Source organism: Bacillus sp. NTK034, from assembly GCF_017303275.1.
GTDB lineage: Bacteria > Bacillota > Bacilli > Bacillales > Cytobacillaceae > Cytobacillus.
This window is the reverse complement of the sequence record NZ_JAFKOJ010000001.1, coordinates 299,352-311,628: the sequence shown is the minus strand read 5'-3', so window position 1 is coordinate 311,628 and position 12,277 is coordinate 299,352. Positions and strand designations below refer to the sequence as shown.

Sequence of the window (12,277 nt, the reverse complement as noted above, 5' to 3'; positions counted from 1 at the left end):
GTTTTTTAAAAGTTTACCCTATCTTAAACACTTGTTCCTTTCCTTCCCTTATACACTTTGTAAATAAAAGATGGGATGATTAACAAGGATATACCCATTAATCCAAGATGCAGTTTGTATTTCTCCCAAAAGCTAGGAATATAGGTATCTTCATAGCCTTGTTTATAAGCCTTTAAAAGATAAGGAATCATATATTCAGCTTGATCAGAATCAATCTCCTCATTCAAAACTCTCTTATGCAATACTTCCTCATATTCTTTATATTGATTTTCCCCTATTCTTCCGTCTTCTTGACCACTTGGGTATGCAATTTTTAATGCCTCTTCCCAAGCATCTTCTAAACACTTCCCAGAGTGGCAATGATACGTTCCATTAGCAGTTTTGTTATGCCCACCATATGAATCAGTTCTACCGCTATGTGCATATGCTTCTAAAGGAAATATCAAAACCAATAGAGTACAATAAAATAACAGAACTCTCACCCATTTTTACCCCTATTCTTATATAATGTGGCTATATACACATTATTGACAGAAACTATTTAACCTTTAGAACTCCCCCTGTATCATACCAGCCTTCCACTCTACCATTACTATCAAAGTTCACCCATGCTGTTTCGCCATACCACCACGATTCCCCTCCTAGCGGACGTTGCATCAACTGAGTAGGTGTACCCATAATTTCTTTCACATGTTCTTTGCTTGAACCTTGAGTAAAAGCATCGTCATACTCTTCTACATATCTTGATGTGATTTCATCCGCAGATTTATTAGAATCTAAACTGTTTTTCAACTCTTGTTCATCTAAAACACCTGATAACTCAGTATTTAACTCTATATTTTCCTCAGTAAGTTTTAGGTTTTCTTTTGTGACATCCTCTAGCCTGCTATCTAGAACACTGTTATCATTTTCCGCTTCACTCAACCTTTGAATTAATGTATTGTTTTCTTTCCCAACTTCTACTATCTGACTTTCATAATAATCAAAACCCCAGACACCTAAAGAAATTAATACAATACAAAATCCAATTGAAACCATTGCAAAGATTTTCCACTTATTTGTTTTACTTTTAGTTTGTGACGTATTTGATTGAGGTGAATAATTTTCTTGAGGTTCTTCTTTTTTATAAGAAACCTTAGATATTACATTAAAGTTAGTAGCATTAAAGAGGATGTCATTAAAGTGCCTTCTCTTTTCTTCATTACTCAAAACATCATATGCTTCTTTTACAATTTTAAAATCTTCATCATTACCTTGAACTTTGTCTGGGTGAACATCTTTAACTTTTCTTCTATATGCTTCTTTTATTTCTTCTGAAGTTGCAAAATAGGAAACTCTTAAGATTTCATAGTAATCAATAATATCCTTCACTGTATCCCCTCAATTTTGATTTCAATTATTTAAGTTCGACCCGCTTTAAATATGAAGAATACACTTTATGCAAAAAAGGAAGCATCGCTTCACTTAAAAGGACATTGACGTCAGTTAAAGTAACATGGACAGCGTCATCAGTTATCTTATATCCATATCTTCCATTCTTTCGAACTGGTAATCCCGCAGATAAACAATCAGCTTCAGATATATCACCAAGGCAAAAGTCAAAAGAAATATGTAAACTCTCATTATTGTCAATTTTTATCCATCTCTTGTTTCTTTTTTGATTCGGTACAAATAGGATTGTTCTATTTAGAGTACTTGCAGAATTAGTTTTCACAACCTCTGGAAAGTTCTTTTGAATCAAATCTAAGAACTGTTGTATCTCCAATGACATTTCAGTGACCCCTTTCTTCTTAATCCTTTACAAAATACTTCTTTAGCAATTCAGCAACTTTATGATTTTTAGCTATACCTTCTTTATCAATTAGCTTTACAATGTGGAATCCGTATGGATTTCCTTCCCTGACTTTAATTTTTCCTTTCAGCCTTCTTCCATTTCTGCTAAGCCTGTCTATGCTTCTAACTCTTCCCATACTTGAAATTTGATAAATACCTTCATAGCCATCAATATCTTTCCAAACTTCAATAGACTCCATGGTTACTCTTCCTTTCAATTTTATTCACGTTCTTTGTAAGCTAAATTAATTAGCCCCTTTATTTTTTCAATGGAATCAATGTCTTTTATTTCTATATCAATTTGATTCTTGTCTCTTAGATCGGTTGGTATGTATATTTTCATCTCATCTTGATACTTTTTGCAGATTGCATCTCTTATGGTAATTGGTACATGAAACAGGACTCTGTTCCCTTTTGTTGATATTGATAAAAACTTATATTTTCTGGTTGCACGTTTGAACATGATACCATCTGAAATATAATACGAGGTATCTGGTAATTCACAAGCATAATTAAAAACTTGAGTTGCTAAACTACGCTCATTTAGACTAAAAGTTGCTAGCACTTGTTCAGCTGTTTCAAACTTGTATTTTCGAGTCAATGAAATCCCTCCCTTATAGTTAAATTTTACCACTTATTTTAACAAATCCTAGTACTTATTTAACTAGTGACATTATTTAATGATGTTTCAATTACTACCAGCAACGTTTCCCTTCCTTTTTCATCAATACATATTCAGAATCGTAAAGGCGACCAGCCACTCTTTTATCCCATTCTGATCTAAGAATATTGATATCACAGCTTTTGTTTAACTATTTCTAACAATGGCATATCAACTGAGTAGTCCTTTTTTAAGACCCACATAAAAAACCTCCTAGATTGTGCGGTACTTTCTAGACCAAAATTCCAAATATTGCTCTTTTGTGTTCATTTTAAAGCCATAAATATGGTGAAATTCATCATGACATACGGTGCATAATGTCACTCCATTTTCAATGTCAGTCCTTTTTTCTTTACACCAGCTATATCCATCCAAGTGATGCGCACGTACAGCATCTCCTTTATAATTACAACATTTACAAGTATATTCATCTCTTTCCTTTACTTTTTTGACCCATGCATAATATTCAGGATATTTTCTTTCTTTTATACGGTCTTCTTCATTTAATGTGTAATGCCACTCAGGAATCATGCACTCTGAACATTTCCGTTTAGGATTCTTCCCTTCAGCAGACCATTTAAAGCGTCTGTAATCAACTTTATCAATATTGCCACAAGGACAAATAAACCTCATTGGAGTACCTGCATTTTTATATTCATTATCTAGTAGTATAAGACCAGCTTTAGCAAATTCAGCTTCTACAAAGCTAAATTCTAACCTCCTGGAGCCACCACAATGATCGCAACCATGCTCCTCATTTTTAAATTTATTAAAGTTTGTATAACTGATATGCCCCTCTGGACACATGTATTTTAAACGCTGTGATACATTTAAATATATTGTCGTAAGCAAGGAGTATCCTCTATCATTAAAATATTTTCTAACCTCCTCAATACTCCACCTCCTTAATCCTTGGCACTCAGGACAACTTCTATTGTTATTTTTAAAGTTGTCCCAAGTCATCGGAAAGGTATGACCATTTGGACATTCAAAATCCATCTTAGTTTTTGCATTGATATATTCTCTGGTCAACAATTTGTAGCCCCTGCTTTTTGCATAATTAATTACATCTAACAATTCCACTTTTCTGTTACTGCATTTGGCACACCTTCTTCCTTTTTGACTTGGAGAGCCTTTAAATGCATCCCAAGTTATTGGGAAGACATGTCCTTTAGGACACCTTACTTCCAAATACTCTTTTGCCCTGCTATATTCATTTGACAAAAGAGAATAGCCTTCGTCTTCAATGTACGATTTTACAAACTCATAACTAAGTGCTTTTTTCATTTAGTCCCCTCCTAATCCTTTACATTTTGTATCATTGACAGATAATTTTAAATTTATACCACAACAACCAAATTATTTATTATCCCCACAAATACTGAAATAAATACTTATTTCATCAAATATCCATAAAAAAGATGTATAGCTATTACAGCCATACACCTCTGATTAATCTTTAAATCTGGTTTCTTTCCTTCAGTCTTTGGATAGCGGTTTGTACTAAATCAAGATCGCTTAAACCATTTGGCTCATTCGATGTTGTTAGAATATGTGCAACTCTTCTGTAATTAATTCCACTCTCATATCCCATTAACACGTAAATTGCTCTGCGAAAGTTATTATCTTCTTCCCAATCAACATCCCCATATACTACCCTATAATAAGCGTTAGGAGTATGTTGAGGAGCAGGTATATCGATATAATCAATAGGTTTTTGATGAATAGCCATTATTCTCCCCCTTTTCTTATGCAGGAAAATTATACCACAACAAAACCCAACAATCCTTTTAATTTTCATATAATTGCACTTATACGTAAAAATCAAAGGTATATTTAAACATACAATTTCTAAAGTAACCGACAAATTTTCAACTTTATAAATATGTAAATAAGCAAGTTCTCTTGACTTCATAAACTTTACATTTTATTACAATTCAATTATTATTGAATTATGAAGTGCAGTGACCCAATTTGATAGGTTAAAAAAAAAGAAATTAACTCACTCAAACACCTTGGTCGGGGGTAGGTGAGTTATTTTTTATTTTAAGAGTTCTCCCCAGATGCTTTTAACACAGTCTCTATTAGAACCGATAAGCAACACCCAAGAGAAAAATTACAAAGCCCGTCTCATTCGAGAGGGGCTTTATTCGTTCTGCAATGTCATTCTAGTTACATCAATATATGCAATTAGCTTTTACATCATACTCTTTTGCAAGCTTTTCAATAATCAAAGGAATTAAATATACAGACGCAAATTTTGTTGAATTTAAAGAACTTAAAGATAGCTTTAAAATAGAAATTACTTTTGATACTCAAAATAACCATTTGCAACATTTTCAACAAAAAAAGAGTTTAGACACATCGCTAAACTTTTTTTCAATACACAAATGTAACTATTCTTTTAGCAGTTTATGTCTCTCCTCAACGAAAAACAAGACAATAATGCCTGTAACAAAAATTGAAATGCAAGTTGAAAGTGCGGCTATCTGTTCATCCACCGTTTGAACAGGCTTATTATGTACATTGCTTTGATTAAACAACCAAAGAATCAAAAAATAAAATCCTAAAGAGATACCAACAAAAAATAAAAGCATTAAAGTTGGCTTAGAGTCTTTTTTACCCTCATTTAATTTTATATGCAAATAGACAGTATAAAAAAACAAACAAACATTAAGTATGTTTATAGAAAAACCTATACTGGTTAATTGCTGATTTGATAGCAACCTTAAAAAAGAAAAATCTATAAAGATATATACAGATAAAAAAATCAAAGTTAAAAATAAAATGAAATAAAAGTAATTTACATTTTTTGGATTCCCAAAGAAACTTACCCATATGCAAAATAAAAAATAGACAATACTTGAAGTTACAATCACAACATCTAACCCGAAAAAAAACTGTGTAAAAAATTTCATATACAAATCCATAGTATCCCTCTCTCATCACCTTAATTCTATCATGTTTTATGGAAAAATAAATATATAATGGTATATTATTGTAATTAAAGCAATAGCACTTTTTACTGGAACATTATTCGTCATTACAATAGTAAAGAGAGAGTTTTAAAAAGATTGGTGGGTCATGGGACATTTTCAATGATAGAAAAGAAATAGGCAGTTGGTATAAACATTGCTATGAACTAAGAAATAATTCATGCTGGGTATGACCCAACATTTAAGGAAGTAGACCAAGGCTTATGCACTGCACAGAACCTTAGGTCTTTCGTATATGATCGTTTAAAGAAGATAAACAAATACCAGTAAATACTACACTTCTTGTAAAAATCTCAAGTATAAATAAATAAGCAGCCCTTCTCAGTCGAGAGGGGCTTTTAACTTATAACATGTATTTGTGAGTAAAAAAGAAAGAGGTACAGAACTGATACTCTTTTAAGCTATCACTTCTCACTGTAATATTAAGTGATTAAACGATTTCAGCCACCTTTGATTCCTACTGATAACGTCCTCAAGGCTTCCTTTATCTTCAACCTCGTCTGGTTGCAGATAACTACAATCAGCATGTAAGATTCCTTTGAAGAGGACGTCCATAACTACCTCTTCTCCCATTTTCATTTCTTTCATACATACATGGCAATGCGGTTTAATATCGTTCATAAACACCACACCCCTCCCATTTATGTATTCAGCACAATGGCCCCAAAGCCCTTGTGTCGTATTTATGAATCTTTAGGAGACCATATCCACATATACTCAATTATTCAATAGTTCCATTAAAGAGTATTAAAATAATTGTTTAATTCTTCTCCCAAACTAGTTATATTATAATGTTCATCGATAGTACCATTACCACTTATAACAGCAAGTGTTATTAAACCTAACCTTTCAAGTTTATTTAATACATAATTATGGTATGCAACATCAAGATTTTTAGGGTTGAAATCAACTCTAGAGTTTTCACCCTCTACAACTTTAAAATTCTGGTTTATATAAACATCAATAAAATAGTGAATTTCTTTGAGTCTTAAATTTTTTAATATATCGAAATAGACGTACATTTTTTCCATGTTAATTTCTTCTTTACTGATTGCAACGACTACTCCATTCACAAACAATTGTATTTTCTCTTCTTCTTGTTCATCTATAACATAGTCCCAAAACAATGGGAATAGCTGCTCTTTTACCTTTTTATTTTGACTGCCTAAGAGTTTAGATTCAATTGCTTCATATTTTGAATATAAATCTTCGATGGCTAACTCTAAGTTCCTCTCCGCTCTAGTATATCTGTAGGAATCCTGTGAAGCGAAATATGCTGTTGCTAATATGCCTGCAAGTGGATTTATCATACTAGCACCTGCAACTATTCCTGGCTTAACCGTTGTTCCAAAACATTCGATCAACATATTTTTAAAGCTTTCATTCTTGCTCATTTTTATGTTCCCCCTATGTCTTATATAAATCTAATCTCAGCCTAAATTTTATTCGAGAAAAATGATAAAAAACCTTTTCCAATTAAAAAAAAGAAAAATAGGCTATGGCTCATATATGAACCATAACCTGAAACAGCAATTAATTCTTTTTTCGAGCCTTTGAAGCATTCTCACTCAATGATAGTACCTGCATATTATAAAGGTAGTAATGCCCCTTTTCGTCTATCCTATCAATAACAGGACGTAAGCATTTGTCATTTCCTTTTTCCATAAAAATTTCAGTCTGTTCTAGCCATTTATCAAAAAGCCTTTTATGACTAATTATAGATCGGAAGAGATCATTTGCTTTCTTGAAAGAGCATTTAACATGACCATAAGCACCTTCTGCCTCTCTACTCCTCCTTATAATATTTCTACATGTAGCCTTTAATAATCTTATTCCTTCTAGTCTTACCTCAGCATTGTATTTGTTCCTATAAAAATTCTTAATCATAATTAAAATCTCTCCTTTCGTTATTAAAGAATGAACGATGAAGGAGAAGTGATTGATAATTCTCGATTAGTAGTTGTTGTGTTTTGTGTTAGTGTAATTGTATTGTAAATCTTTATGATAATTATTCTTGACAACCTGTGTTAATTTGTGTTAACAATTACTAATCCAGAATACCATCGAATAACTTATTCAAGAGGTTGTTGCTTGATTAAGTTTTGTGCTTGTATTTCTCACCTCATCCTCATAATTTTAGTTACCTGTATTTAATAATCTTTGGAAAACTATGTTTATTCATAAACTCTTCCGTTATTTTCATTTCTTCTTTAATTTTCTTGTTTGTAGATATTATCTCTAAATTGTAAGCATCCAGCATCTCTCCAATGCAACGCTTAAACTGATTATGCTTAAACTCATCCTGACCTTTAAACTTGTAGTCTAAACATTCAAGTACTTCTTTTTCAGTTGTCCAACCTTTAGCCTCAATTTGATTAAGAACTAGATGGTGGATATCTGAGGCAATATCTTCATTTAATTTTGGGATTTCTTTTCCCTTGTCCTGCGGATAAACTCGATCAGCTTCCTCACGACCAAAAGTTCTCATGATTCCCTCATATGAAATTGTCCTGCTGGTACACCCTTTTTCTAGCCATAGCTTGCACATATCATCTATCTCACAAAAAAAGTCATATGTATACATTGGTAATTCATATGTACTGCTCCTATATTGATAGTGATTAACTCTTTTGCTATTTTTCTGGTACGATAATAAATCGTCAGGTATCTCAGCCTCATTTAGTTTTCTTGTTACATTAAATAGAGATAAAAAATTTAGCCTCGTTCCAGTTGCTGGTACACTTCTACCAAAATGTTTGGCAAGAGTTCTTATACTGTGATAGAAAACTATTCGAGGATCGGAATCACCTGTGATATACTCCTTTGTTAAATCAAGCAGTGTGTATAAGTCTTGAAGATGCCCATATCTACTAAAAACTTTATAAAAATAAGGATGTATTTCCTCGAGGTCTTCCGACCTCAGTAATTCCTTGTATATATCTATACTCTCCTTAAACTCTTTTACTGCTTCACTTTCATAGATTGTGACCATATAAACTTCCATTAAGAATCTTTTGGCTTCAACAGATGAACAACTTAAAAGTTTTTGTACAATATGTAAAATCGTACCTGCAAATTGATGGTTTGCTGAGAAACACTTGTAAAGCCAATGACCGCTCCCGCTTTTAGACTTAAATATTGAAGAACTCGGTTCATTTTCCTCATGGAAAATATCAATAAAGTTGCCTGTTTTTTTTACGCCTAAAAAGTTTCGTAAGTCCTGGTTCTTTAAGTAATTAATAACTTCGTTGCTCGTTAAAGCAACTGGCTTAACTTTAAGCCTTTGTTGTAGTTTCCTCACATCCCTTTCTAATATCAGTTGTACATTTGTTGGACGTGAGACTAACTGTGTAGGTGGTACCCTGTTGCGAGACATATTATTTAGATTATATTCTATGTCCTGCAAAGGGGTCTGTAACTTAAAATCACTCAATAATAACCGATTTTCATAATTAAATGGTACAACCTTCTTGCCACCATAGAAAAGTCGGCTACCATCTTTACATGATTTATCAGCATATGGGTATCTTGTTAATAGATCATTAATTATTGCTTGGAAGTGTTTATACTCATATAATGGTTCGTCTAAAACAAAAACGACCCTAAATTTATGTTTTTCCTCAGTATGACTAAAAGTAGTGTAAAGAAAAACTGCATTCTCTTGAAAAAACTGATCATTATACGCCTCTTCAAGCCTGAGTCCTTCATCAAAGTCAAGAGCAATCACTTGCTGGGATTCCCAATTCTCATTTGATCTTCTTAATTGACCTTGTATTTCTCTAAATGTAGCAGGAACAAACGTTTTTCCTTTCCCTATTTCTTTCGCCAGTTCTTCAACATTAACCTCAACGGATTTTTTTATTATTCGGTTACTTATTTTCCCGATCTCGTATCCCTTTGGCTTTTCACAATATGAAGTTGTATCAATTAATAATTTCATTCGCAGACCTCCTATACCTTCATTAAATTCCTCCAATTTTGGTGTTTTTAGTACTTATAATTTCTTTTATGTTAATAAATTGTTGCTATACTATCCTCATAACCCATAATTATTCTTCTATTAAACATGAATCTCTAAACATAAAAAAAGGATTAAAAGCCAACATAAAAAGAACCAACGCACTAAAGTATCTACGTTAGCAATTATGTTAAGTAGTTATTAGTTAGATATTAACTATATGTGTTAATTAATTAACACATAATATATATATACCCTTTTTTAAGAAAATATAAACCCAAACGATTTAGTTATAAATAGAATCTTGATTTTATTCAGATAGTTATCTAACGTTCTATATAATAGAACCTGCTTTCTATGATAAAATTATAAGAGTATTATGGAAGGAAAGGGATTGGTTGGAAATGTTAAAGTTTTTAAGAGAAAGTTATTATGCTAGACTATGGGCCAGTATAATTCTACTCTTGGGCGGAGGTCTTGCAGTATTATCCCTCACTCAGTTCTTAGAGATGAACAATTTCTGGAATGCAACTCTTAGTAATGTAGCATCTGCCCTGATAATAACTGGTGTTTTCAGCATCATTAATGAGTACCTATTAAGAGAAAAACTAGTTGAACTAATCCTTAGTAAATTAAAGCTTCGTGAATCTATTGACAAAACTGGGATTATCGAGGTTTTTTCTGATATCAATGATATAGATTATAGGTTTTTAATAAAAAACTCTAAGAAAAAAATTGACATACTACACATTTATGCAAGGACTTGGACAAATCACAACTATGAAGAACTAAAGGAAAAGGTACAACGTTCTAATGTAGACATTAGAATAATTCTCCTATGCCCTGAGTCAAAATTAATTGATGGTCTTGCTGAACATTATGGAGTGAGTAAGGATGACCTTGTCAAAAGAATAAAGGAAGTAGAGCAGAAATGGAAGGAACTATACTACTCTAAAAAACAAACTGGAAGAAAAAAAACTCAGAGCAGCATCAGGCTGTTTTACAGTGACTATTTACCAACTTACTCTATTTACAGGTTTGACGATCAATTAGTAAATGTTCAATCAAAACCATCTAAAGAAAAAACAAGAAAACTCCCATCCTTACTTGTTAAAGACACTCTGAAAGAAAGTGATCTATTTGATATGTACACTAAGCAGTTTGAAGATGTTATTAAGCACTCAAAAGAAGTAATATTTGAACGGGATTAATTACAATATATTTATATAGAGGAACGAACTGTTTAGTTTCGCTCGCAGATTCTAAAATCATAGTGGCGGGAATCAAGTATTAACCTCATTCCAAATCTATAGGGGGCTGGCAATCCTGTAAACTATCCCCCCACCCCAAAATAATACAGCACCTTTAAGGGGCTGTATTACTGTTTAGAGGGTACTTTTTAACTTTATATTTATTATTTATATATGTAACAAAAAGTCACAACCCAGAGTCTATTCAAGTCTGAATAAAATACCATGCCTACCTTTTGGAAATTCCCACTTGATATTACGTTTTGAGGTAACTTTATTTATTACCTACTTTATCTCCAACTTCAAATTTATGGTAAAATATAATAGGAAACCTTTTTTCATTGGTAAGAGCAATCAGGAGGCTCTTTAATATGAAAGGAAGTATAAAGAAGAATAATCAAACGGGTAAATGGGATTTAGTAGTGGATGTTGGCAAAGATCAGTTAACAGGAAAGCGCAAACAAAAAAAGAAACGGGGCTTTAAATCAAAGAAAGAGGCAGAAAAAGCCCTTACAGCAATTTTAAATGAAGTAAATGAGGGAGTTTACATTGAGCCTTCTAAACAAGCTTACAAGGATTATCTAAATGCTTGGTTAAAGGGGAAAGAGCATGACTTAAGCGTCCAGACATCAACAGCGTATAAATCCTACCTCAAGATTCACATTTTTCCCTATCTCGGGCATATTTCCCTCGCTACATTAACTCCTTTGCACATTCAAGGATTTGTAGGTGAACTAAGGAAGAAGGGGTTATCCGACACAACTACCAAACGTATTTACAATGTAGTTAATGCATCACTAAACAGTGCTGTCAAAATGGAACTCATTAAGAAAAACCCTGCATCGTTTATTGAAAAACCTAAAGTGATTGCTAAGGAAACTGGAATTTGGAATTTGAAAGATGTTTCTTCGTTTCTTAAAAGTATAGAGTTTAGTCAATATCAGATCGCTTTCCTGCTTGCAGTTACAACAGGTATGCGCCAAGGTGAAGTTTTAGGATTACGTTGGAGAGATGTGGATTTTGAAAATGAATGTCTCTATATAAGGCAAACTCTCACGCACGATGGTAAAGGATTCAAAGAAGGCGCAAAGAGTAAAGCAGGTAACCGATCAATCGGTTTAGACACGAACACTGTTTCCGCTCTCAAACAACAAAGAAAAAAGAACATTATTATTAAACTGAAATACGGTAGTGTTTATAATGACAATGATCTTGTTGTTTGCACTAATACTGGTAAACCAATTAATCCAAGAAATTTGCTAAGGTCATTTAATAGCATCATTACAAAAGAGAATCTACCCAAAATTAGATTTCATGACCTGAGACACACACATGCAAGCCTACTGCTTCTACAAGGTGAAAATATAAAGCTAATTTCGGAACGCTTAGGTCATAGTAGTGTAAAAGTTACACTTGATACTTATTCTCATATACTACCCAATACTCAAAAAGAAGCATCTAATCGTTTCGCACAACAGCTATTTATTAACTAAGATAAATTATCTGTGACCAAACTTGTGACCAATGGGACCAACGAAGTTTTTCAAATAAACAAAAAAAGTGCCTGGCTATAGCAGCC

Annotated in this window: 13 protein-coding genes; 2 read left to right on the top strand and 11 right to left on the bottom strand. The window is 32.7% G+C overall.

Annotated elements, in window-relative coordinates; translation table 11 throughout:
• Positions 1 to 23: 23 nt before the first annotated feature.
• The 11 genes from JI665_RS01645 to JI665_RS01595 form a co-directional block, all read right to left on the bottom strand.
• Entirely contained in the window at positions 24 to 482 is a 459-nt protein-coding gene (locus JI665_RS01645; protein WP_206835440.1) for a YHYH domain-containing protein, read from the bottom strand.
• Between the two features lie 55 nt (positions 483 to 537).
• Positions 538 to 1,371, bottom strand: a complete 834-nt coding sequence (locus JI665_RS01640; RefSeq protein WP_206835438.1) for a J domain-containing protein — start codon at positions 1,369 to 1,371, stop codon at positions 538 to 540.
• Positions 1,372 to 1,396: 25 nt separating this feature from the next.
• The gene (locus JI665_RS01635) at positions 1,397 to 1,771 is read right to left on the bottom strand and encodes a hypothetical protein (RefSeq protein ID WP_206835436.1); all 375 of its coding nucleotides are present in this window, start codon (positions 1,769 to 1,771) and stop codon (positions 1,397 to 1,399) included.
• Between the two features lie 19 nt (positions 1,772 to 1,790).
• Entirely contained in the window at positions 1,791 to 2,033 is a 243-nt protein-coding gene (locus JI665_RS01630; RefSeq protein ID WP_206835433.1) for an NUMOD4 domain-containing protein, read from the bottom strand.
• 20 nt (positions 2,034 to 2,053) lie between these two features.
• Entirely contained in the window at positions 2,054 to 2,434 is a 381-nt protein-coding gene (locus JI665_RS01625) for a hypothetical protein (protein ID WP_206835431.1), read from the bottom strand.
• Between the two features lie 273 nt (positions 2,435 to 2,707).
• Complete coding sequence (locus JI665_RS01620; protein WP_206835429.1) at positions 2,708 to 3,781, bottom strand: HNH endonuclease; 1,074 nt, start codon at positions 3,779 to 3,781, stop codon at positions 2,708 to 2,710.
• A gap of 172 nt (positions 3,782 to 3,953) precedes the next feature.
• Positions 3,954 to 4,226: a hypothetical protein gene (locus tag JI665_RS01615; protein ID WP_206835425.1), complete on the bottom strand. Its 273-nt coding sequence runs from the start codon at positions 4,224 to 4,226 to the stop codon at positions 3,954 to 3,956.
• Between the two features lie 664 nt (positions 4,227 to 4,890).
• Complete coding sequence (locus JI665_RS01610; RefSeq protein ID WP_206835422.1) at positions 4,891 to 5,424, bottom strand: hypothetical protein; 534 nt, start codon at positions 5,422 to 5,424, stop codon at positions 4,891 to 4,893.
• Between the two features lie 803 nt (positions 5,425 to 6,227).
• Positions 6,228 to 6,884 (bottom strand): hypothetical protein, encoded by a 657-nt coding sequence (locus JI665_RS01605; protein ID WP_206835420.1) that lies wholly within the window; start codon positions 6,882 to 6,884, stop codon positions 6,228 to 6,230.
• Positions 6,885 to 7,023: 139 nt separating this feature from the next.
• Complete coding sequence (locus tag JI665_RS01600) at positions 7,024 to 7,377, bottom strand: hypothetical protein (RefSeq protein ID WP_206835417.1); 354 nt, start codon at positions 7,375 to 7,377, stop codon at positions 7,024 to 7,026.
• Between the two features lie 253 nt (positions 7,378 to 7,630).
• Positions 7,631 to 9,430, bottom strand: coding sequence for a hypothetical protein (locus tag JI665_RS01595; protein ID WP_206835413.1), 1,800 nt, complete (start codon positions 9,428 to 9,430; stop codon positions 7,631 to 7,633).
• Positions 9,431 to 9,852: 422 nt separating this feature from the next.
• On the opposite strand from JI665_RS01595, the gene JI665_RS01590 reads away from it, so the two are divergent.
• Both JI665_RS01590 and JI665_RS01585 read left to right on the top strand, forming a co-directional pair.
• A complete protein-coding gene (locus tag JI665_RS01590; protein WP_206835409.1) occupies positions 9,853 to 10,659 on the top strand; it encodes a hypothetical protein in 807 nt (268 codons plus the stop codon).
• 410 nt (positions 10,660 to 11,069) lie between these two features.
• Entirely contained in the window at positions 11,070 to 12,191 is a 1,122-nt protein-coding gene (locus tag JI665_RS01585) for a tyrosine-type recombinase/integrase (RefSeq protein ID WP_206835407.1), read from the top strand.
• Positions 12,192 to 12,277: the final 86 nt, after the last annotated feature.